The organism is Vibrio sp. 1562 (assembly GCF_033340155.1).
Taxonomy (GTDB): domain Bacteria; phylum Pseudomonadota; class Gammaproteobacteria; order Enterobacterales; family Vibrionaceae; genus Vibrio; species Vibrio alginolyticus.
In genome coordinates, this window is the sequence record NZ_JAWOVY010000018.1 from 57,302 (window position 1) to 80,878 (window position 23,577).

General features: G+C 46.1%; 20 protein-coding genes. 15 read left to right on the forward strand and 5 right to left on the reverse strand.

Annotation, left to right across the window (positions count from 1 at the left end; genetic code table 11):
* Positions 1 to 21: 21 nt before the first annotated feature.
* The 3 genes from R7Z49_RS17385 to R7Z49_RS17395 all read right to left on the reverse strand — a co-directional run bounded on the left by R7Z49_RS17385 (position 22) and on the right by R7Z49_RS17395 (position 3,345).
* Positions 22 to 1,629 carry a carboxyl transferase domain-containing protein gene (locus R7Z49_RS17385; RefSeq protein WP_137282718.1) on the reverse strand — a complete coding sequence of 536 codons (1,608 nt, stop codon included), beginning with the start codon at positions 1,627 to 1,629 and terminating at the stop codon, positions 22 to 24.
* A 114-nt stretch (positions 1,630 to 1,743) separates the two neighbouring features.
* Positions 1,744 to 2,913: an isovaleryl-CoA dehydrogenase gene (locus R7Z49_RS17390; protein WP_005373245.1), complete on the reverse strand. Its 1,170-nt coding sequence runs from the start codon at positions 2,911 to 2,913 to the stop codon at positions 1,744 to 1,746.
* Positions 2,914 to 2,958: 45 nt separating this feature from the next.
* Positions 2,959 to 3,345, reverse strand: coding sequence for a MerR family transcriptional regulator (locus R7Z49_RS17395; protein ID WP_005373242.1), 387 nt, complete (start codon positions 3,343 to 3,345; stop codon positions 2,959 to 2,961).
* A gap of 209 nt (positions 3,346 to 3,554) precedes the next feature.
* On the opposite strand from R7Z49_RS17395, the gene R7Z49_RS17400 reads away from it, so the two are divergent.
* The 14 genes from R7Z49_RS17400 (at position 3,555) to choV (ending at position 21,314) form a co-directional block, all read left to right on the forward strand.
* A complete protein-coding gene (locus R7Z49_RS17400) occupies positions 3,555 to 4,733 on the forward strand; it encodes a thiolase family protein (RefSeq protein ID WP_318111862.1) in 1,179 nt (392 codons plus the stop codon).
* Positions 4,734 to 4,803: 70 nt separating this feature from the next.
* Positions 4,804 to 6,297 carry a CoA-acylating methylmalonate-semialdehyde dehydrogenase gene (locus R7Z49_RS17405; RefSeq protein ID WP_213986365.1) on the forward strand — a complete coding sequence of 498 codons (1,494 nt, stop codon included), beginning with the start codon at positions 4,804 to 4,806 and terminating at the stop codon, positions 6,295 to 6,297.
* Positions 6,298 to 6,390: 93 nt separating this feature from the next.
* Positions 6,391 to 7,545: an acyl-CoA dehydrogenase family protein gene (locus R7Z49_RS17410; protein ID WP_053307598.1), complete on the forward strand. Its 1,155-nt coding sequence runs from the start codon at positions 6,391 to 6,393 to the stop codon at positions 7,543 to 7,545.
* A gap of 29 nt (positions 7,546 to 7,574) precedes the next feature.
* Complete coding sequence (locus R7Z49_RS17415) at positions 7,575 to 8,351, forward strand: enoyl-CoA hydratase (protein WP_042523591.1); 777 nt, start codon at positions 7,575 to 7,577, stop codon at positions 8,349 to 8,351.
* A 10-nt stretch (positions 8,352 to 8,361) separates the two neighbouring features.
* A complete protein-coding gene (locus R7Z49_RS17420) occupies positions 8,362 to 9,492 on the forward strand; it encodes an enoyl-CoA hydratase/isomerase family protein (RefSeq protein ID WP_042523593.1) in 1,131 nt (376 codons plus the stop codon).
* Between the two features lie 19 nt (positions 9,493 to 9,511).
* The gene (mmsB, locus tag R7Z49_RS17425; protein ID WP_138940142.1) at positions 9,512 to 10,408 is read left to right on the forward strand and encodes a 3-hydroxyisobutyrate dehydrogenase; all 897 of its coding nucleotides are present in this window, start codon (positions 9,512 to 9,514) and stop codon (positions 10,406 to 10,408) included.
* Between the two features lie 9 nt (positions 10,409 to 10,417).
* The gene (locus R7Z49_RS17430) at positions 10,418 to 11,176 is read left to right on the forward strand and encodes an SDR family oxidoreductase (RefSeq protein ID WP_054576059.1); all 759 of its coding nucleotides are present in this window, start codon (positions 10,418 to 10,420) and stop codon (positions 11,174 to 11,176) included.
* Positions 11,177 to 11,638: 462 nt separating this feature from the next.
* The gene (locus R7Z49_RS17435) at positions 11,639 to 13,660 is read left to right on the forward strand and encodes a diguanylate cyclase (RefSeq protein WP_411913023.1); all 2,022 of its coding nucleotides are present in this window, start codon (positions 11,639 to 11,641) and stop codon (positions 13,658 to 13,660) included.
* Positions 13,661 to 14,267: 607 nt separating this feature from the next.
* Positions 14,268 to 14,867 carry a transcriptional regulator BetI gene (gene betI, locus R7Z49_RS17440; protein WP_017820329.1) on the forward strand — a complete coding sequence of 200 codons (600 nt, stop codon included), beginning with the start codon at positions 14,268 to 14,270 and terminating at the stop codon, positions 14,865 to 14,867.
* An 18-nt stretch (positions 14,868 to 14,885) separates the two neighbouring features.
* Positions 14,886 to 16,346, forward strand: coding sequence for a betaine-aldehyde dehydrogenase (gene betB / locus R7Z49_RS17445; protein WP_025767886.1), 1,461 nt, complete (start codon positions 14,886 to 14,888; stop codon positions 16,344 to 16,346).
* 180 nt (positions 16,347 to 16,526) lie between these two features.
* Positions 16,527 to 18,242 (forward strand): choline dehydrogenase, encoded by a 1,716-nt coding sequence (gene betA / locus R7Z49_RS17450; RefSeq protein WP_005373209.1) that lies wholly within the window; start codon positions 16,527 to 16,529, stop codon positions 18,240 to 18,242.
* 36 nt (positions 18,243 to 18,278) lie between these two features.
* The gene (locus R7Z49_RS17455) at positions 18,279 to 19,217 is read left to right on the forward strand and encodes a choline ABC transporter substrate-binding protein (protein WP_005382646.1); all 939 of its coding nucleotides are present in this window, start codon (positions 18,279 to 18,281) and stop codon (positions 19,215 to 19,217) included.
* Positions 19,218 to 19,290: 73 nt separating this feature from the next.
* Positions 19,291 to 20,133 (forward strand): choline ABC transporter permease subunit, encoded by an 843-nt coding sequence (choW, locus tag R7Z49_RS17460; protein ID WP_005392552.1) that lies wholly within the window; start codon positions 19,291 to 19,293, stop codon positions 20,131 to 20,133.
* Positions 20,134 to 20,135: 2 nt separating this feature from the next.
* Positions 20,136 to 21,314, forward strand: a complete 1,179-nt coding sequence (gene choV, locus R7Z49_RS17465) for a choline ABC transporter ATP-binding protein (protein WP_042523602.1) — start codon at positions 20,136 to 20,138, stop codon at positions 21,312 to 21,314.
* Positions 21,315 to 21,410: 96 nt separating this feature from the next.
* Here choV and R7Z49_RS17470 read toward each other — a convergent pair whose 3' ends face one another.
* Entirely contained in the window at positions 21,411 to 22,067 is a 657-nt protein-coding gene (locus tag R7Z49_RS17470; RefSeq protein WP_064354707.1) for an NAD(P)H-dependent oxidoreductase, read from the reverse strand.
* A 243-nt stretch (positions 22,068 to 22,310) separates the two neighbouring features.
* Here R7Z49_RS17470 and R7Z49_RS17475 point away from each other — a divergent pair, with 243 nt between their 5' ends.
* Positions 22,311 to 22,745 (forward strand): globin, encoded by a 435-nt coding sequence (locus tag R7Z49_RS17475; protein WP_017633662.1) that lies wholly within the window; start codon positions 22,311 to 22,313, stop codon positions 22,743 to 22,745.
* Positions 22,746 to 22,786: 41 nt separating this feature from the next.
* Here R7Z49_RS17475 and R7Z49_RS17480 read toward each other — a convergent pair whose 3' ends face one another.
* Positions 22,787 to 23,569 carry a slipin family protein gene (locus R7Z49_RS17480; RefSeq protein WP_005373196.1) on the reverse strand — a complete coding sequence of 261 codons (783 nt, stop codon included), beginning with the start codon at positions 23,567 to 23,569 and terminating at the stop codon, positions 22,787 to 22,789.
* Positions 23,570 to 23,577: the final 8 nt, after the last annotated feature.

Here is a 23,577-nt window from a genome sequence, read left to right on the forward strand (position 1 = left end):
TAAGGTTTGCCTTGCATCCGGCTACATACGGAAGATGCCAAATTTGCTGTCTGGTATTGGCGCATTAAGCGCAGCAGACAGAGCAATGCCGACAACATCACGGGTTTTCGCAGGGTCAATAATGCCGTCGTCCCACAAACGAGCACTGGCGTAATAAGCGTGACTTTGAGTCTGATATTGCTCCGCAATTGGACGTTTGAACGCTTCTTCTTCCTCCGCGCTCCAGCTTTCACCTTTGCGAGTTTTGATATCGCGGGTCACTTGCGCCATCACGCCAGCCGCTTGCTCTCCACCCATGACGGAGATGCGCGCGTTTGGCCACATCCACATCATGGTTGGATCATAAGCGCGGCCACACATGCCGTAGTTTCCTGCGCCATACGATCCACCAATAACCACGGTAAACTTCGGCACGTCTGCACACGCAACAGCAGTTACCATTTTCGCACCATGTTTGGCGATGCCTTCGGCTTCGTACTTCTGACCGACCATAAAGCCCGTGATGTTCTGCAAGAAGAGCAGAGGAATTTTGCGTTGTGCGCACAGCTCAATAAAATGCGCGCCTTTTTGTGCTGATTCCGAAAATAGAATGCCGTTGTTAGCGACAATGCCAATCGGCATACCGTGAATATGGGCAAAGCCACAGACCAAGGTTTCGCCGAACAAGGCTTTAAATTCATCGAACTGGGAATCATCAACAATTCGGGCAATGACCTCTTTAACATCAAACGGCTTTTTAAGATCGGTTCCGACGATGCCGTACAGCTCTTGGGCAGGAAAACGTGGTTCCTGAGGTGCTTTTTGCTTGAGTTGAACGGGTTTCAAGTGGTTGATTTGTGAAACCGCTTGTCTTGCCAACTCTAACGCGTGGTGATCATTTTCTGCGTAATAGTCCGCCACACCAGAGGTGCGACAGTGAACGTCTGCGCCACCAAGATCTTCCGCGCTGACTTCTTCACCTGTCGCTGCTTTTACAAGAGGTGGACCTGCCAAGAAAATCGTACCTTGTTCTTTGACTATGATGGAAACATCACACATCGCAGGAACATAAGCGCCGCCAGCGGTACATAGCCCCATGACCACAGCGATTTGCGGGATACCCTTGGCTGACATTCGGGCTTGGTTATAGAAAATACGACCGAAGTGGTCTTTGTCTGGGAAGACCTCATCTTGGCGGGGTAGGTTAGCGCCGCCAGAATCGACTAAGTAAACACACGGCAGTTGGCATTTTTTTGCAATTTCTTGTGCGCGTAAGTGTTTTTTCACCGTAAGTGGGTAGTAACTGCCGCCTTTTACCGTCACGTCATTGGCGACGATCATGCACTCGGTGCCGTCAATTACGCCAACACCCGCTACTACGCCCGCGCATGGAACGTAATCTGGATACACATCCCAACCCGCGAACTGGCCAATTTCTAAGAAGGATGAACCGGGATCGAGGAGGGCAAGAATGCGCTCACGTACCGGAAGTTTGCCTTTCTTCTGCTGATGCTCGCGGGCTTTCTCACCACCACCATCTTCTATTTGGGCAGTCACGGTATAAAGTTGATCTACAAGTGACGCCATAGAGCGGTAGTTTTCCTGATACTGCTCTGAGTGGGTATTAATATTGGTCGTCAAACAAGCCATAAATAGCCGATCTCCATTCGGTAGACGGGTGACACCACCCGCCTTTATCTATGTTGAATAAGATTTAGGTTGAATAAGGAATTTATTTAGATTCAGAACGCCTAGGTATGTTGATTAGGCGCTTTCGTTAAACAATTCGCGACCAATAAGCATGCGGCGAATTTCTGAAGTGCCCGCACCGATTTCATACAGCTTGGCATCTCGCAACAAACGGCCCGTATCAAACTCGTTGATGTAGCCGTTACCGCCAAGTAGTTGAATCGCATCCAGTGCCATCTTGGTTGCCAGCTCTGCGCTGTAGAGGATCGCGCCAGCAGAATCTTTACGTGTGGTTTCACCACGATCACAAGCGGCAGCGACGGCGTAAACATACGCTTTAGCGGCATTCATTTGTGTGTACATATCCGCGATTTTTGCTTGAACTAGCTGGAATTCACCGATGGATTTACCGAACTGTTTACGGTCGTGAATGTAAGGCACAACGATATCCATACACGCCTGCATGATGCCAAGTGGGCCGCCTGCAAGCACCACACGCTCGTAGTCGAGGCCGCTCATCAATACTTTCACGCCTTGGTTTTCTTCGCCGAGAATGTTTTCCGCAGGGACTTCGCAGTTTTGGAAGACCAGCTCACACGTATTCGAGCCGCGCATACCCAACTTGTCGAGTTTTTGTGCTTGAGTAAATCCAGGGAATCCGCGTTCCACAATAAATGCCGTGATGCCTTTGGAGTGCTGGCTTGGGTCGGTTTTTGCGTAGACAACATAGGTGTGTGCATCAGGGCCGTTGGTGATCCACATTTTGTTGCCGTTTAGCAGGAAAATATCGCCTTTACGTTCGGCTTTAAGCTGCATAGAGACCACATCAGAGCCGGCGCCGGGTTCACTCATAGCAAGGGCGCCGATATGTTCACCGGAGATGAGCTTAGGTAGGTATTTCTCTTTTTGCGCTTGTGTGCCGTTACGGTGGATTTGGTTGACGCAAAGGTTGGAGTGGGCGCCGTAACTTAACGCAACCGAAGCGGATGCTCGGCTGATTTCTTCCATAGCGATAACGTGGGCGAGATAGCCCATGCCTGCACCACCAAACTCTTCGCTGGTGGTCACACCTAAAAGACCCATGTCACCTAATTTGGACCAAAGATGGTTTGGAAAGTCGTTAGTTTGGTCGATAGATTGCGCTAGCGGCGCAATTTCTCTTGCAGCAAAACTATTGATTTGCTCGCGAAGCAAATCGGTATTTTCGTCATAAACAAAGTTCAGGGAAGAGTAGGTAGATTTCATTGCGTGTCCTTGCCTTTACGTCACCTACATCCCAGAGTTGAGGTGTTAGGTGACTTTTTCGCCTTTCATGGATCTCAGTGTGTTTTGGCATCGCAACTGCGCAGCATTTAACTCCATCATTACCGCTTGAATGTCGTTTGCTTGCTGTTGCAATGCTGCCTTCTTCTCTTCGATCAACCGAATCATATAGTTCAACTGCTCAGTACTTTGATCGGTATCGTAGAGTTCAAATAACTCTTTGATATCTGCAAGAGAAAAGCCCAATCGCTTACCTCGCAAAATCAGTTTTAGTCGAATTCGATCACGACCATTGTAGATTCGAGTGTTGCCTTTACGTTCTGGAGTTAGGAGACCTAAATCTTCGTAGAAGCGAATGCTTCGAGTAGTAATGTCGAACTCTTTCGCGAGCTCGCTGATCTTAAATGTGTTCATTCCTTAACCTTACGACTTTCGTATAACATTTACATGAATATACAATTCGTTAACGTTAAAGTAAACAAACAACATCCACTCTTGAGCCTTGATATCACTCGCATTTACTCGAAATCAAAGAATCACTCGAACAAACAATAACCTCAAACTTGACGTTAACGTAAATGTTAGTATAGTTATGACGTAAACGTCAACAAAAGGTTAATGGAATGAAAAATGAAACATGGATTGTTGCCGCTAAGCGAACGCCTATCGGCTCTTTTCAAGGTGCATTAGCTTCAACAGATGTCACGGAACTCGGTGCGAAAGCCATTCAAGGGGCGCTAGCCGAAAGCCAACTCGATGTGCACAAAATAGACGAAGTGTTGATGGGGTGCGTTTTACCCGCCGGTGTGGGGCAAGCGCCTGCAAGACAAGCAAGCCTTAAAGCTGAAATGCCACAATCGATTGGTTGTACGACACTGAACAAAGTTTGTGGATCGGGTATGAAAACCGTGATGCTGGCATATGACCTTATTCAATCTGGTAATGCGCATGCTGTCATCGCTGGTGGCATGGAAAACATGTCGTCTTCTCCTTATCTATTAAAGAAAGCGCGTGATGGTTTCCGTTTAGGTCACGAGCAAGTGCTTGATCACATGTTTTATGACGGTTTGCAGGATGCCTACCAAGGCGAGCTGATGGGTGTCTTTGCAGAACAGACGGCGCAAAAGTATCAGTTCAGCCGTGAAAGTATGGATGCCTGGGCGCAGCAGTCGGTGACTCGTGCGCAGCAAGCAATCGAGCAAGGTTTGTTCAAAGAAGAGATCGTGCCTGTTAACGTAAAAAGTCGGCGCGGCGAAACCTTGGTTGTAGATGATGAGCAACCGAGCAAACTCGACGTCACTAAAATTCCTACCTTACGCCCTGCGTTTGCCAAAGATGGCGGCGTAACCGCAGCAAACTCTAGTTCCATTTCGGATGGTGCGTCGGCAATGATCTTAGTCGATAGTGAGTTTGGTCGTCAGGAAAACCTTCAGCCTCTAGCCAAAATTGTCGCGTACAGCACGCATGCAAGACAGCCTGATGAGTTCACCATCGCACCAGTCTTCGCGATTGAATCGCTGCTGGAAAAAACGGGCTGGGACAAATCAGACGTGGACCTTTGGGAAATCAATGAAGCTTTTGCTATCGTGACTCAATACGCGGTGAAAGCTCTCGAACTGGACGAGAGCAAAGTGAACCCTCGCGGAGGGGCGTGTGCGCTGGGGCATCCAATAGGCGCAAGTGGCAATCGAATCCTTGTCACTTTGATTCATGCGCTAAAACAAACTGGTGGTAAGCGTGGCGTTGCATCGCTTTGTATTGGCGGCGGCGAAGCTACCGCTATCGCGATTGAAATCTGCTAAATCACTCTCAACAAAGTTTCACTTACATAACAGTAGTCAGTAACAAGCTGAAAAATACAAGGATGTCATCATGACAGAACAAGTAAAGCAGTATATCGGTGGTGAATTTGCCATCTCCGATTCAAAACAATGGCTAGATGTAACCAACCCGGCAACCAACGAAGTGATTGCACAAGTACCTTGTGCCACGGAATCGGAAATGAATGCGGCGATTGCCAGCGCAACAGAAACGTTCAAACGCTGGAAAGAAGTTGCAGCGCCGGAGCGTGCTAGATTGATGTTGCGCTACCAACATCTGTTAAAAGAGCAACACGATGAGTTGGCGATACTGCTTTCAAGTGAGACAGGCAAAACCCTCGCGGATGCAAAGGGTGACATTTGGCGTGGGATTGAAGTCGTAGAACAAGCGGCGAACATTTGTAGCTCAATGATGGGCGAAACGGTTGAGAACGTCGCGACCAATATTGATGGTTACTCTTACATTCAACCGCTCGGCGTTTGTGCTGGCATTACACCGTTTAACTTCCCTGCGATGATTCCATTGTGGATGTTCCCGATGGCGATCGCTTGTGGCAACACCTTTGTTTTGAAGCCGTCAGAGCAAGTGCCACTAACGGCAATGAAACTGGCGGAGCTGTTTGAACAAGCTGGCGCACCAAAAGGCGTATTGCAAGTTGTTCACGGGACCAAAGAGCAAGTCGACCGCATTCTGACTGATCCAGCTGTTCGTGCGATCTCTTTTGTTGGCTCTGTGCCCGTTGGTGAGTACATCTACAAAACAGGTACAGACAACCTGAAACGCGTGCAGTCATTTGCAGGTGCTAAGAACCACATGGTCATCATGCCGGATGCAAACAAACAGCAAGTCATCAATAACCTAGTTGGCGCGTCAGTTGGTGCTGCAGGCCAACGCTGTATGGCGATTTCGGTTGCCGTATTTGTCGGCGAAACCAAAGAATGGATTCCAGAGCTTAAAGAGGCGTTAGCTCAGGTTCAGCCTGGCGCGTGGGATGATGAAACCGCCGGTTATGGTCCGCTGATTAGCCCTCAAGCGAAGCTGCGAGTGGTGAATCTGATTAATGAAGGCAAAGCGTCAGGCGCGAATTGTGTTCTGGACGGGACAGACTGCCAAGTGCCTGGCTTTCCGAACGGTAACTGGGTGGGGCCAACACTATTTACCAACGTGACCACAGACATGTCGATTTATCAGGAAGAAATTTTCGGGCCTGTGCTGTTAACTATGGAAGTGGATGACCTAGATGAAGCGATTGAACTGATCAATGCAAACCGCTTTGGTAATGGTACGTCTATTTTCACGGCGAACGGCGCTGCCGCGAGAAAGTATCAACACAATATCGAAGTAGGTAACGTAGGCATCAACGTGCCGATTCCAGTGCCATTGCCATTTTTCTCATTTACTGGGTGGAAAGGCAGCTTCTACGGCGACCTGCATGCTTACGGTAAACAAGCGGTTCGCTTCTACACCGAGACGAAAACTGTCACCGCGCGTTGGTTTGAAGATGACATTCCAAGCGGTCCAAACATGACCATTCAACTTAGCTAATTACTGGATTAGCGACACCTCTAGCCAAGCGCCACCGTTTAAGTGGGCTTGGCTCGGATACAAATGCAACGAATTAGACCTTAGGACTTCAAGATGGATTTTGAATTAAACGAAGATCAACTCGCGTTTGCCGAAGTAGCAAAGCAGTTTGCAGACCAAATGTTAGCGCCTCATGCGGCCGAGTGGGATGAAAACCATCACTTCCCTAAAGATGTACTGCGTCAGGCGGGTGAGCTGGGCTTTCTGAGCATCTATACGCCGCCAGAGCATGGTGGCTTAGGGTTATCTCGTTTGGATGCGGCGATCATTTTCGAGCAGTTGGCTATGGGTTGTACCGCGACTACTGCGTTTATGACCATTCACAACATGGCGACGTGGATGATCACCAGCTTTGCCAAAGCAGAAGTGGCGCAGCAATTTAGCGCGGATCTAATTTCGGGTGAAAAGCTCGCTTCCTACTGTTTAACCGAACCTAATGCCGGCTCTGACGCCGCTTCTCTAACGACTAGCGCAGTGCGTGATGGCGATGAGTTTGTCCTCAATGGAGCAAAAGTGTTTATCTCGGGTGCGGGTGATACAGATGTATTGGTCGTGATGGCGCGTTCGTGTGGTGAAGGAGCGGGTGGCGTTTCTGCATTCGTTGTTCCTGCTGATTGCGAAGGCATTAGCTACGGTAAAAAAGAAGCCAAAATGGGTTGGAACTGCCAGCCAACTCGCATGATTACCTTCGAAAATGTCCGCATTCCTGCCGACTATCTGTTGGGTGAAGAGGGCGAAGGTTTTAAGTTTGCCATGCTTGGTCTGGATGGCGGCCGAATCAACATTGCTACTTGTTCCGTCGGCACGGCACAACAAGCACTGAACGAAGCCAAACAATACATGACTGAACGCAAACAGTTCGGACGTTCACTGGCGCAATTCCAAGCCCTGCAATTCAAGTTGGCTGATATGGCTACTGAGCTGGTTGCCGCGCGTCAAATGGTGCGACTTGCTGCCGCAAAACTCGATGCCCAACATGCAGAAAAAAGCGCGTACTGTGCAATGGCAAAACGCTTTGCCACCGATGTTGGCTTTAAGGTATGTGACCAAGCTCTGCAGATTCACGGAGGATATGGCTACATCAAAGAATATCCAGTAGAGCGCCACTTCAGAGATGTTCGCGTTCATCAAATCCTCGAAGGCACCAACGAAATTATGCGTTTGATCGTTGCAAGACGTTTACTCACCGAGGGCGTTGAGCTGGTTTAGATTGATACTGTTTAAAGGACGAAATGATTATGATTGCACAAATCAAATTGGAACGTGAAGCGCACATTGCCAAGCTCACGATTAGTAACCCGCCAGCAAACACCTGGACGCTGGAGTCTCTAAATCAGCTAAAAGAGTTGGCGATTGAACTTAGCAATGATCGCTCTATTTATGCGTTGGTATTAACAGGCGAAGGTGAGAAATTCTTTTCTGCTGGAGCGGATCTCAACAACTTTGCATCCGGCGATAAATCGCAAGCAGCAGATATGGCGTTCGCATTTGGTGAAGCGTTTGAAGCGCTTTCTGCATTCGATGGGGTTTCCATCGCGGCAATTAATGGTTACGCGATGGGTGGCGGTTTGGAAGTGGCAATGGCGTGCGACATTCGCATCGCAGAAGAACAAGTACAAATGGCACTTCCTGAAGCGTCGGTAGGTTTGCTGCCGTGTGCGGGTGGGACACAAAACCTGACCGCGTTGGTAGGTGAAGGTTGGGCGAAGCGTATGATCTTGTGTGGTGAGCGTGTGACGGCCGAGCGAGCGGAAAAAATTGGTTTAGTCGAAGAAGTGGTGGCGAAAGGCCAAGCACTGGAAGCGGCTATGGAACTTGCACAGCGTGTTGCGAGCCAATCGCCGAAATCCGTGTCTGCATGCAAAACGCTTATTCAAGGCCGACGCAGCCAAACTCACGCGGCCGGATTGGTCTTGGAGCGTGAACTCTTCTTACAGCTGTTCAATACACAAGATCAGACTGAGGGTGTGAATGCCTTCTTGCAGAAGCGTAAGCCACAATGGACAAACAGCTAGCGGAGGCCAAATGACAGGTACAGTAAATGTTTCACAGATAGAATGTGCTGACGGTTCTGCCATTGGTGTGTTGGAGCTTGATAATCCAGCTGCTCTCAACGCGCTGAGTTACGTGATGATCGAGCAGCTCTATAACCAACTGGTAGAGTGGCAATCGAACGACAGCATCGTCGCGGTATTCTTGCATGCTCAAGGTGAAAAAGCGTTTTGTGCTGGTGGCGATATTCAAGCGATCTACCGTGCACTTGAAAACAAAGAGCAAGACTTTGATTCTGCATTTTCAGCGATGGAAACCTTCTTTGACCTCGAATATCGCTGTGACCATCTTATTCACACTTATCCAAAACCGATCATTGCGTGGGGACATGGTTATTTGATGGGCGGGGGAGTTGGCCTGTTTATGGGAGCAAGTCATCGCGTTGCAGAAACCACCACACGCTTTGCAATGCCAGAGATTAAAATTGGCCTTTACCCAGATGTAGGCGCGACGTACTTCCTGAACCAGTTGCCAAAACATTTGGCACTGTTCTTAAGTTTGACGGCTTGCCAAATTAACGCAACAGATATGAAAGCGTTGGGGTTAAGCCAATGGATTGCACAGCCAGAAAACAAGCAAGTGCTGCTGGATCTGCTTGCATCGGTAAGTTGGAAAGGTGAAGCGAACATCAACGAAAAAATCGCCACTACGCTGCGTTCGGTACACGTGGACGAGCCAACCGAAGGGATGTTGATGCCCTATGCGGAATTGATTGAGCAGTTATGTTCGGGTGACTTAGCGTCAATTGTTGATGCAATCAGCCGTGCTAACGTTGATAACAAGTGGTTCGTCAATGCGCAGAAGTCACTGAACTATGGCAGTCCGTTGTCGCTCAGTATCACTTATCAGCAGTTAACGCAGTATCAAAACCTCTCTTTGAAAGCGTGTTTTGATATGGAATTTAACCTAACACTACGTTGTGGCTTAGAAGGTGATTTTAGAGAAGGGGTTCGTGCGCTGATTATTGATAAAACCAATCAACCGACTTGGCAACATCGCACGGTTTCTGACGTAACGCCACAAGTTTTGGAGCGCTTCTTCTCGCCAATTGACTCAGCAGAATACCCACTGACCGCATCGTCGGTAGCTATAGCGGCACTTTAGTACAAGGAAGAAATACGATATGGACAAAATTGCATTTATTGGCCTTGGTAACATGGGTGCGCCTATGGCTAAGAATCTACTCAAAGCGGGCTTGAACGTCGAAGTATTTGATTTGAACCCAAACGCAGTTGAGGAGTTGACCGCATTGGGCGCTTCAAGTGCCGATTCCGTTCAGCAGGCAGTACAAGGTGTTGACGTGGTTGTCACTATGCTGCCAGCGAGCCAACACGTTCAAAGCGTTTATCTTGGTCAAGATGGCATCTTAGATAGCGTCGAATCAGGTACCTTGCTGATTGATTCTTCCACCATCGATCCGGCGACTGCTCGTTTGGTTGGCGAAAAAGCATCGCAACTTGGTATCAGTTTTGTTGATGCACCAGTATCTGGTGGCGTTGCGGGCGCAGCAGCAGGTACGTTAACTTTCATTGTTGGCGGCTCACAAGAGAACTTTGTTCAAGCCAAAGCGGTGCTTAGCCACATGGGTAAAAACATCTTCCATGCAGGCGATGCTGGAGCTGGTCAGGTGGCGAAGATCTGCAATAACATGATGTTGGGCATTTTGATGAGCGGCACCTGTGAAGCACTCAATTTAGGGATGGAAAACGGACTCGATCCCAAAGTGCTTTCCGACATCATGTTGCAAAGTTCAGGGCGTAACTGGGCGCTAGAGCTGTATAACCCTTGTCCAGGTGTGATGGAAAATACGCCTGCAAGCAATGGTTATCAAGGCGGCTTTATGAGCCAGTTAATGGCTAAAGATCTGGGTCTTGCGATGGAAGCGGCAGTTGCCTGTCAAACATCAACGCCAATGGGCAGCTTGGCTCGTAATCTGTTTAATTTTCACAACGGTCAGGGCAACGGGCAAAAAGATTTTTCAAGCTTGTTTGAGTTCTACCAAAAGCAAAATCAGGCCTAAGGAGCGCTTATGGAGTTAGCAAATAAGGTCATTGCGATCACGGGGGCAGGGCAGGGGCTGGGTAAACAAATGGCACTGTCACTGGCGGAAAATGGCGTTCATCTTGCGCTTATCGACCTCAATTCAGAGCAACTGGCTGAAACGAAAGCGGAATGTGAATCTCTCGGCGTTACCGCTCGTTTTTATGTGACGAACGTGACTGACGAACAGCAGGTGTGCAGTGCTTTTGAGCAAATTGAGGCAGATTTCAAGCAGCTCAATGGCGTTATCAATAACGCAGGTATTATGCGTGATGGTATGTTCATTAAAGTCAAAGATGGTCAGGTTAACACGATGTCGCTGGAACAATTTCAGTCTGTTCTAGATGTGAATGTAACAGGCACTTTCCTGTGTGGCCGTGAAGCGAGCAAGGTAATGCTGAACACCGATAGCAAAGGGGTTCTGATCAACATATCCAGCGTTGCGCGTGCCGGGAATATTGGTCAAACCAACTATTCAGCATCTAAAGCGGCGGTAGCCACCATGGCAACGGTGTGGGCGAAAGAGTTAGGGCGTTTCGGAATTCGCTCAGTGGCGATTGCTCCGGGTGTCATCAAAACTGCCATGACAGACCAAATAAAACCTGAAGCGATGGAACGTTTAATCGGAATGATTCCGGTTGGACGTTTAGGTTTGGCGGATGAAATTTCATCGACCATAAAATACGTGTTAACCAACGAATTCGTGACCGGAAGAGTGTTCGAAGTCGATGGCGGAATGCGAATGTAACCCCTTCTGCAACATAAAAAAGGGGAGCGAGTTTGATTGTCCGCTTCCTTCCATTTTCTCCTTTCTTTTATTGCTTCTATCTGAAAAATGTATTGGATGCATGGTCGACTGCTATCTCATCGAACGGTATAAAAATTGATTCTATTTCTAATGTGAATGGTTAGTTCTATATTGCTTGTCATGTAAATGTATCAACTCACAACTAAGACGATCTTTTGTCTCACTAACGAGATCGTCATTCTTGGTGTGTAAAAAACATTCTTATTGGTCATATTGTAACCGAAAACTATTTCGGCATCTAAAGATGGTGATTTATTATTCAGCGCAAAATACATGGGAATATGAGGCTGACTGAATAACCTTCAGTTGTCTTAATAATAAATAATCAGAATTCTCAATTACACTGAAGTAACTACCCATTAGGGAAGAGCAATAATGTCACTATTTCATTCGCTTAGGACGATGCCGCTATTATTGGGGTGTCTGTGTTTTTCTGTTCAGGCCTCCACAGAAAAGGTGGAACAGGAAGGTAAGTTTTTACAGTCGTTAGAAGGCATCGAAAATCAAATTTACGCATTACCTCAGAGTTCTTTAGCTTTGATTGAAGCGTTAGAAGAAGAGTCTTTACTACAAAACCAACCAACAGCGCTGTTGGTGCGTTACTGGCTTGCCAAGGCCACGGTTTTAGAGCTGCTAGGGCGCGTAGAAGAGAGTCAGAGTGTCGTTCAAAAAGGATTGGAGCTTGTGCGTCCACAGAGCCATGAGTATCTCCTGTTTAAGTTGATTCAGATGCGAACTATGGTTGGAAAGAGCGATATCGATACCGCGCTTTCTGCGTTGGATAGCTTGTTGGAAACATCGCGTGAGAATGGTGATAAGCAACTTGAATCAGAAATCCTGTTGCTAAAAGGACGCTATTACGATGAGCAAGGTGAGTTTAAAAAATCCTATGCTGCACTTATGTCGTCCATGGATGCGGCTGAATCTTCAGGTGTTCACGGGCTGGTCGAACGTGCAGCACTAGAGCTAGGTGACGTACTTGTCAAAATTCAGGGTTACGACCGATCTGAGGCGCTTTTGGAACAAGCATATCGCTATTTTAGGGATAGGCGTATGTCGTTCAATGAGTTGTTGAGCGTTTTGACGATAGCGAAACTTCATAAAGCACAGTTCCAATACGAAGAGGCGATAGCGTCATATCAGCGAGCGTTAAAGCTGGCTCAAATTATCGGTGATGGACGCTTTAGATTTCGAGTTAACCTTGAACTTGCAGCTTTATATCGCGAGACGAAACAAGAAAAGAAGATGGTTAACCACTTGAAGCTGGCGGAGAATTTACAGTACAGAGAAACGTCTAGCGCGTATTTGGCAACATTTAAGTTGTTACAAGCCGAATATATGTTAGAGCAGCAGCAATTTGAAATACTTTTAGCGATGATCGCGCCAATGCTGCCGGAGATTATAGAGAGTCGATACGTCAAGCAACAGCAAATGGAGCTACTAAAAGTCGCCGCTATGGCCTATGCGGGAAGCAATGACTTTAAACTAGCATTCGAAACTTACGGTAACTATCACGATAAATTTATCCAATTTAGCAATCAAAGAGAAGTTGAAAATCTTGAGCGCCAGCAGACGTTATTTGAGTTGGAACGACTTGAATATGAGAACGAAGATCTCAACTGGAACAATGTTTTGCAGCGTATGGAGCTAGAAAATAACCGTCGTACTTTTTACTTATTGGGTGAAGCGCTACTTGCGCTCATCGGTGTTCTATTTTTGATGGCGGTAGTATTTCTCGTCGTCAATCGCTCGCGTTTCAGAATGCGTCGCCTCGCAAAGACAGACACATTGACAGGGTTGTTCAATCGCCGTTTTTTAGAGGACTGGTTCACTAAGCCAGTAGAAGTGAGGCGTGAGCGAAAAGAGAAACCGGTACCTCAATCTAAGCAAAAAAAAATACAACACTTTGTTTTTGAGCAAGTCGAGCAAGTTAAGTACGGTTATCTAGCTTTAAATAAATGGGTAGATAGCAAACTCGATAAACAGAAAATGGTGCCAAATAAGCCACAATCGGGGCCAGTAACTTTAGCGTTAATCGATGTGGATTATTTCAAGCAGGTAAATGATACCTATGGGCATGTGTTTGGAGATACCGTACTAACGGGCGTTGCCAAAGTGTTGGAGGAAACTGTACGTGAGAACGACATTGTTGCTCGCTTTGGTGGTGAAGAGTTTGTTGTTGTTATGCCCAATACAGACCATGAAAACGCCCTTATTACTGCCGAACGTTTACGTAGCGCTTTATCCCTACATGGCTTTGTTACGGAACAGAAAGAAGAAGTGAGAGTGACCTGTAGTTTTGGAGTCGTTACCACTGAAGATAATGAGATGAGCTTTAAATCACTTTGCGATCAGGCCGATAAATTGCTTTATCAAGCGAAAGCGAACGGACGCAACTGCGTGAAAGGTCGCTCGCTAGCGTAACAGAAATCAAAAGTTCAGGCTCATCGCACGATGAATCTGAACTTATCCCTCCCATTTACTTTGATAGCCAAGTGACTTTGAGATCCTTGCTTCGAATATAAAACGCTGAATCTAAAATCTTAAAGTCACTTGGCGATATTACTTAAAAATGGCTTAAGGAGATATCGAATCGCATATTCATGGCGTTCAATATAACCTCTCTTTTTGCCTCCTTCACCTTCAAAGTGCGAATGCCACTTGTGTCTACAAAACTATAACAAACTAGAGTGTCTATTCTTTGTACAAACAAACCATGTACAGGTGAAATGATTAGTGGTCGATATAAATTTTTTGTGGCACAGATTTTTGTTGTTCAAAAATCAACTCGTTCATCATCGTTTTAAAAATGGATCGACATTTAAGTGTCTGATTTTGCTTGCTTTATTTGTTTGTTCTTAAACTGAAATCTAGTTATCCCGACAAGTTCTTACCGAGCAATTTTTCGTACACCCTCAACTTTTCATCCTTTTTTACTAACATTTTTCTTTAAAAATAATTTGAGTTCGAATTAATTTTCAGGCATTTTATATTTAACTAACCGTTCAATTAAAAATAACAGGGACGCAAAATGCCAAAGGTGGGGATGCCTGAAATCAGAAAACCGCAGCTTGTGAAAGCGACAATGTCAGTGATTGATAGAGTCGGTTTACACGCGGCGAGTATTTCGTTAATCAGCAAAGAAGCCGGTGTATCAACGGGGATTATCAACCACTATTTCGGTGGTAAGCACGGATTGCTGGAGGAAACGATGCGCGAAATCTTGCGTCAGCTTTCGTCCACTATCACACAGAAGTTACGTGAGCTGCCAAGTGATGCTCATCACCAAAGAATTAACGCCATCATTGATGGTAATTTTGTCGGCTATCAGGCAGAAAACCAAGTTGCCAAGACTTGGCTGGCGTTTTGGTCGTACTCAATGCATGACGAGCAGCTCAAGCGTTTGCAGCGTGTCAACGAACGACGTCTATTGTCCCACCTAAGAAAAGAACTCAAAGCATTATTAAATGCAGAGCAGGCTGAATTGGTTGCTCATGGTATTGCATCACTTATTGATGGAATTTGGCTGCGCGGAACGCTCAACCCGCAAGGCATTGATGCAGAAAGAGCGAGAATCATCATCAACGATTATCTCGAAAAACAACTTACGTTTTATTCTGAAAAAATATAAAAGTTACAGGTCTTCAAAATGGAAATGAAAGCACACTATATCAATGGTGCGATGTACGACGGGTGTTCAGATGAACACTTCACCACTTACAATCCGGCGAATGGTGAGCCATTGGCCAACATTAAACAAGCGAACCAAGACGATCTTCAAGCAGCGATTGAATCGGCAAAGAAAGGTTTTGCTGCATGGTCGGCGATGACTGCGATTGAGCGCAGCCGTATTTTACACAAAGCCGTTGCCATTTTACGTGAGCGTAATGACGAGCTGGCTGCATTGGAAGTGGCAGATACTGGTAAGCCCATTCAAGAAGCTATCGCGGTTGATGTCACAACAGGTGCCGATGTTCTTGAGTACTACGCTGGCCTTGCTCCAAGTCTACAAGGTGAACAGCAGCCGCTCAGCGACGATCAGTTTTTCTATACACGTCGTGAGCCATTGGGCATTTGCGCGGGTATTGGCGCTTGGAATTATCCAATTCAAATTGCGATGTGGAAATCGGCGCCAGCACTGGCTGCGGGCAACGCAATGATCTTCAAGCCATCAGAAGAAACACCATTAACGGCGCTTAAGCTCGCCGAAATTTATTCAGAAGCGGGCATGCCAGATGGCGTATTTAATGTCGTGCAAGGGGATTACCGAGTAGGACAGATGCTAACGGCGCATCCTGATATCGCAAAAGTGTCATTCACGGGTGAGTCAGGCACCGGTAAAGTCGTCATGAGTGACAGCGCTAAGACACTAAAACAAGTAACGATGGAGCTTGGTGGTAAGTCTCCACTGATTATTTTTGATGATGCGAAGTTAAACGATGCCGTTTCTGCGGCCATGGTGGCGAACTTCTACACCCAAGGTGAGGTTTGTACGCACGGTACACGTGTATTTGTCCATGAAGGTATTTATGACGACTTTATCGCACAGCTTAAAGCCCGAACCGAGCTGTTAGTCGTCGGCGATCCGCTTGATGAGAACACGCAAATTGGCGCGCTAATCTCTAAAGATCATGAATCGAAAGTTCTAGGAGCGATTGAAGCCGCGAAAGCGAGTGGCGCGACGTTACTGACTGGCGGCTACAAAGTAACAGACAATGGCCTAGCCAATGGTAACTTTGTTGCTCCAACCGTATTTGTCGATTGCGATGATGACATGAGCCACGTTCAACAAGAAATCTTTGGCCCGGTAATGTCAGTTCTGAAATTCCGCGATGAGTCGGAAGTGATTGCGCGTGCAAATGGCACCGATTATGGCTTAGCGGCAGGTGTATTTACTCAAAACCTATCTCGTGCGCACCGTGTGATCCATCAAATTCAAGCGGGTATTTGTTGGGTGAACACATGGGGTGACTCACCTGCGGAAATGCCAGTTGGCGGCTACAAGCAATCAGGTGTTGGCCGTGAAAACGGAGTCGAAACCCTTAAACATTACACACAAACGAAGAGTGTTCTGGTTCAGCTAAGCGACTTCGAAAGCCCTTACAAATGATACTACTCATAGTAGATAACTGACCACTTTAGCTTGTTAAAATGCTCGATAACTACGTTGTCAATTTTGATTGTAGGTTAACTACTTATCAAAATTTCCGCCTTGTTCTCAAGCATTTTTCCTACGCTAATTTCGTTCACTTATCTACGGTGATGAGTATTAACTCCTAGGAGAATAAAAATGCAACAACACTACGATTACATCATCGTCGGTGCGGGTTCGGCCGGCTGTGTGTTAGCGGATCGCTTAAGTGAAAGTGGTCAAAATTCGGTCCTATTACTCGAAGCGGGTGGGTCGGATAAAAGTATTTTTATCCAAATGCCAACAGCGCTTTCTTACCCGATGAACACTGAAAAATACGCGTGGCAGTTTGAGACGGTTGAAGAGCAAGGGTTGGATGGTCGCCAACTTCATTGTCCTCGCGGAAAAGTTCTGGGCGGTAGCTCATCTATCAACGGCATGGTTTACGTTCGCGGACACGCTTGTGACTTTGACCAGTGGGAAGAGGAAGGCGCGAAAGGCTGGAATTATCAGTCGTGTTTGCCTTATTTCCGTAAAGCAGAGTCTTGGATTGGTGGTGCTGATGAATATCGGGGCGATCACGGTCCAGTCGGCACATGTAACGGCAACGATATGAAGCTCAATCCACTGTACCAAGCTTTTATTGATGCAGGCAAAGAAGCGGGCTACCCAGAAACAAAAGATTACAACGGTTATCAGCAAGAGGGCTTTGGCCCAATGCATATGACCGTCGACAAAGGCGTACGCGCTTCGACCTCTAATGCATACTTAAGCCGCGCTAAAAAACGCAAAAACTTCACCCTAATGAAGAGGGTGACGGTTCATCGAGTTTTATTAGAAGAAACTGGTGCAGAAGGCAAGAAAGCGGTAGGCGTTGAATTTGAAAAGTCAGGTTCAATTCAGCAATGTTTTGCGAATAATGAAGTGATTTCGAGTGCGGGTTCGGTTGGCTCCGTTCAGCTGTTGCAGCTTTCAGGCATTGGCCCTAAGGCAGTATTAGAAAAAGCGGGCATTGAGGTGAAACACTCGTTGGAGGGGGTAGGTAAAAACCTGCAAGATCACTTAGAAGTGTACTTCCAATATCACTGTAAACAACCTATCACGCTCAACAGCAAATTAGGTTTGGTGAGCAAGGGCTTGATTGGCACTGAGTGGATATTAACTCGCAAAGGCCTTGGTGCGACTAACCACTTTGAATCGTGTGCATTTATCCGCTCTCGAGAAGGGCTAAAGTGGCCAAATATTCAATATCACTTCTTGCCAGCGGCAATGCGTTATGACGGGCAAGCTGCTTTTGATGGTCATGGTTTCCAAGTGCACGTTGGACCTAACAAGCCAGAAAGTCGCGGGTCGGTCGAAGTTGTCTCTGCGAATCCGAATGATAAGCCGAAGATTGAGTTTAACTACATTTCCACTGAACAAGATAAGCAGGATTGGCGTGATTGTATTCGCCTTACTCGCGAGATCCTCAATCAGCCAGCCATGGATGAGTTTCGTGGGGATGAGATCCAACCCGGTCTGAACATCACAACGGATGAACAGATTGATGAATGGGTGAAGCAAAACGTCGAGAGTGCTTACCATCCATCTTGTACCTGCAAAATGGGCGCAGATAATGACCCATTAGCCGTCTTAAATGAGCGATGCCAAGTACGCGGTATTCAAGGCTTGCGTGTGGTGGACTCTTCTATTTTCCCAACTATTCCGAACGGTAATTTAAATGCGCCAACGATTATGGTGGCAGAACGCGCCGCGGACATGATTTTGGATAACGCCCTAGAAACGTCGAACAACGTACCAGTTTGGATTGCACCGGACTGGCAAGAGATGCAACGAATGCATCCGCCAAAAAGAGATCTCGATTCGATCTCATAAAATGAAAAAGTCAGTAATCATTACAAGGAATTCAACATGTCTAAGATGACAAAAATCTTCTCAACAATTGCACTAAGTACTTTAGCAACAGGCGCTTACGCCAACCAATGTGAAACGGTTCGTTTCGCAGATGTAGGTTGGACTGACATCACTGCGACCACTGCCGTTACATCAGAGTTACTTAAAGGGTTGGGGTACAAAACGAAGACTGATCTTCTGTCTGTGCCTGTAACTTACTCCTCTATGGCTAATGGCGATATCGACATTTTCCTAGGTAACTGGATGCCAACGATGGAAGGTGATATCGCGAAATACCGTGATGCAGGTACTGTTGAAACCGTACGCGCGAACCTCGTTGGCGCAAAGTACACGCTAGCGGTTCCAAAATACGTTTATGACGCAGGCGTAACCAACTTCGCTGACCTAGTAAAACATGCCGACAAATTTAAAGATCGCATTTACGGCATTGAACCAGGAAACGATGGCAACCGCTTAATTCAGTCAATGATTGATAGCAACGCATTCGGCCTAAAAGATTTCAGCCTAGTTGAGTCCAGTGAAGCTGGCATGGTGTCTCAAGTATCACGTGCCGCACGCCGCAATCAATGGATTGTGTACCTAGGTTGGGCGCCGCACCCAATGAATAGTAACGTTGAAATGGAATATCTAGCGGGTGGTGATGACTTCTTCGGTCCTAACTACGGCGGCGCGAACGTCTACACAAACGTACGTAAAAATTACCTCGCTGAGTGTCCAAATGTAGGTCAGCTAGTGAAAAATCTAGAGTTTAACCTAGAAATGGAAAATGAACTGATGGAAGCGATTCTTAACCAGAAACAGAAGCCATCAAAAGCAGCGCAAGCATGGTTGAATGCAAACCAAGAGCAAATTGAAGCGTGGCTAGAGGGCGTGAAAACGGTAGATGGCCAAGATGCGCTAACAGCTATTACAAACTACTTAAAAACAAACGCTTAATAAGCAGTATTTGAGCTCGTTTTTTTTAAAAAGTGGGCAGTTTTGCCCGCTTCATTAACACAAAGGTTTTATTTTGAATTTTATTACGGACAACAAACTACCGTTGGGCCAATGGATGGAAACTGGCGTCGATTGGTTAACCATCAATGCATCGGGTTTTTTCGATGCAATCTCTATTACACTTGAAACGATCATTCTTTTCGTGGTGGACATTTTTAAATGGATGCCACCTGCAGCGCCAATCATTATGACGGCGGCAATTGCTTGGTTCTTACATCGCAGCATTCCTCTTGTCGTATTTATCGTGTTGGCCTTACTCGCAATTCTCAACCTTGGTTACTGGCAAGAAATGCTGGAAACCTTTGTCCTTGTGTTTGCAGCGACAACGATTTCCGTATTAATTGGCGTGCCGTTGGGCATTATGGCGGCGCACCGTCCTTGGTTATACACCTTGTTGCGGCCAATACTCGATTTAATGCAGACCGTCCCGACATTCGTTTACTTAATTCCAACCTTGGTTCTGTTTGGCTTAGGTATTGTCCCTGGTCTAATCTCGACCATCATTTTCGCTATCGCTGCGCCAATTCGATTGACGTACCTCGGCATTATTAAAGTGCCGGAGGAGCTACTTGAAGCGGGTAAAGCATTTGGTGCCAGCCGTATGAAGCTACTGTTTAAGGTGGAGTTACCTGCGGCATTGCCAAGTATTATGGCTGGCGTTACGCAGTGCATTATGTTGTCTCTGTCTATGGTAGTCATTGCGGCGCTTGTTGGTGCTGATGGACTTGGTAAACCAGTCGTACGCGCACTGAATACGGTAAACATCTCGCAAGGTTTTGAAGCTGGTTTAGCGATTGTACTCGTTGCCATCATTCTTGATCGCTTGTGTAAAGCACCAAACCAGAAGGAGGCATAATCATGGACGCTATTACTATTAAAAATCTTGATGTCGTTTTTGGTCAGCAACAAGCACAGGCGCTAGCACTACTAGATCAAGGGAAGTCTCGACAAGAAATCATTGATGAAACTGGCCAAGTGGTTGGGGTTGATAATGTTTCGCTGAACGTGAAACAGGGTGAGATCTGTGTCTTGATGGGGCTTTCAGGCTCGGGTAAATCAAGTTTGCTGCGAACGGTTAACGGATTGAACGATATTTCTCGTGGCTCTCTGAAAATTAAAGATGGCGACGATATGGTTGAGCTCTCTAACTGTGACGAACAGAAACTGCGCCACCTTCGTACGCACCGCGTGTCCATGGTGTTTCAGAAGTTTGCATTGATGCCTTGGTTAACGGTGTTAGACAATGTAGCGTTTGGTCTAGAGATGCAAGGCATTGGTAAAGCAGAGCGTCGTAAAAAGGCGCGTGAACAGCTCGAAATGGTCGGTTTATCTGAGTGGGAAACCAAATTCCCGCACGAGCTTTCTGGTGGTATGCAGCAGCGTGTTGGCCTAGCGCGAGCGTTTGCGATGGACACTGATATCTTGTTAATGGATGAACCGTTTTCAGCACTTGATCCATTGATTCGTGCTCAGCTTCAAGATGAATTGATTCTGCTTCAAGAAAAGCTAAACAAAACCATTCTTTTTGTAAGTCACGACTTGGATGAGGCGCTTAAAATCGGCAACAACATCGCCATTATGGAATCAGGAAAGCTGATTCAACATGGCAAGCCAGAACAGATCATTCTTGCTCCAGAAAACGATTATGTGGCGGACTTTGTTGCTCACACTAATCCATTAAATGTACTGAAGGGACGTTCCTTAATGCGTGACGATTTGGTTCGCGAAGATACGCGTGTTCTGATTTGCCCTGACAAAGATATTTGGGTGATACAAGAGAGCAAGGGGTTAAGTTTAGCGGATAAAGATAAATCGTTGATTCAATGGAAGAGCGACTCTTCGAACCTTGACGAAGTTAATGAAAACTCTCTGGTTCAGGTTAGTCCAGAAATCAGTATGCGAGAAGCGATTGAACTTAAACAGCGTAGCAATCAGCCTCTGCTTATGGTTGAAGATAATAAGTTGGTTGGTGTGTTAAGCGACAATGAGCTTTACGATGCATTGCTTGGTAATTTTAAGTCAGAGCAAGTTGCGTAACGTTGACGCAGAACCAAGTAAAAAAGAGCCGCACATTAATGCGGCTCTTTTTAGTTTAAATAATGATTTAAGTCGCTAAGCTAAGACAATGGTCGACTATAGAGTCGTAATTACGTCATCCATTGCAAGGCGTGCTTTTGGAAGACCATGATTATAATCTTCCCCATCTTTATGGTAGCCAATTGCCAGCGCAACTTCACAAATATGGCCCTCGAGCTCTTCTTTAAACTCTTCTCCAATCAGAGCCGGATCGACACCTTCCATCGGTGTTGAATCAATGCCTAGTCGTGCCAATGTGTGTAGTAGGTTGCCTAGTGCCAAATAGACTTGTGCTTTTGTCCAGTTTCCGTTGAAGCCATTTTCGTCCGTATTTGCATCGGCAAAAGCGTAAGCACCCATAAAGTTGTTGTACATCTCCGCTGGCAAGTGGCCAGATGTTACTTCTGCATCCACACGCTTCGCAAATTTCTCTTTAGTAAATTTAGGATCGTAAGCAAACAGAATCGTATGTGATGCGGCTTTCGCGTGTGGTTGGTTAAACTGATGCATATTTGCAAACGTATTGTGGAAACGTTGCTTCGCTTCATCACTTTCAATAACGATGAATTTCCATGGTTGTGAGTTGATAGAAGACGCCGACAAACGCAGTGCTTCTTTGATTATCGCCATGTCTTCTTGAGAAACGCGCTTGGTTTCATCATATTTTTTTGCAGTGTAACGGCTATTTAGATCGGTAATGATTTGATGGGACACGTTTATATCCTCTTTATGTGATGACAGATGAGGATGCACTAGCATCGACAACCATGCGTACCTCGAATATGGGTTCATGATAATGGATATTTTTTCATTGATAAGAGGGTGTTTATTTAAATCACTTTTTACTTTTTGTTGAAAATCGATGTGAGTTGATCGATTTGAAACTTAAAAGTCCTTATTTGGAAGCTTTTATTTGATATTAAATTAAACTCATATTGAGGCGTAGGGGAAAGCAACATGAACGTGATTGAAGTTTTTAATGATAGCTATGAACGTTGTACTTCAGATCAGGAGTTTTTCGACTTGTTCTACAAAAATTTATGGTCGAAAAGTGCCAACTTTAGACAGAAGTTTGACGGTATAGACATGCACCAACAAGTGAGAATGCTTAGAGGGTCTATCGTATTTTTTATGATGGCAGATACCTCGACCGAAGCGCACAAAATGGTGGAAAAGTATGGGAAAAAGCATGCAAGTGCAGATATTGGTATAGAGCCGCAGGATTTTGATGTTTGGCTTGAGAGTTTGTTAGAAACGGTTCGACAGTGTGATTCCGGGTACGATGCCGATGTTGAAACCGCTTGGCGAACATGCTTTAAAACGGGCTTAGAAGTAATGAAACAAGAATGTGATAAAGAAGATGGGCACATCCTTAAAGCGAGTACCAAATAAGGAAGTAACGTGAGTGGTCGTTACTTCCTAGGGGCAGAATCTTACTTATCTTGTGTCTCTTTATTCTTTTTCACCGCTTCGGCGATATCACTGACAGCTTCGACAAGATTGATCGGCATTGGAAAAATAATAGTGGATGTTTTGTCTGTAGTGATTTCAGTGAGTGTCTGCATGTAACGTAATTGCAGTGCATTCGGTGCTTCGTTGAGCATTTGCGCTGCTTCTTTTAATTTATTTGAAGCCTCTAACTCACCAGTAGCGTGAATGATCTTCGCCCTACGGTTACGTTCTGCTTCTGCCTGACGGGCTAGGGCTCTGACCATGCTGTCATTTAAATCAACATGTTTGACTTCAACCGTAGCAATCTTGATTCCCCAGTCATCAGTCTGTTGATCGAGAATGGATTGTAAATCCTTATTGAGGCGTTCTCGCTCTGATAGCAATTCATCGAGTTCATGCTGACCCAATACCGAGCGCAGCGTGGTTTGTGCTAACTGGCTGGTGGCATCGCTGTAGCTTTCAATATTGTTAATCGCCATTTGAGGATCGACTACGCGAAAATAAACGACCGCGTTGACGCGCACAGAAACGTTATCTTTGGTAATTAAATCTTGTGTCGGCACATCCAAAACGACAGTACGTAAATCAACCCTCACCATTTGCTGAATAAATGGGATAAGGATGATCAAACCAGGTCCTTTGACTTCTTGAAATCGACCAAGAAAGAACACAACCCCACGTTCGTATTCTCTCAAAACCTTGAACATTTGGGTCGCTAGTGCGAACAGCAGCACCACGATCACCGCAACGGTATAGAGCATCATAAAGCGCC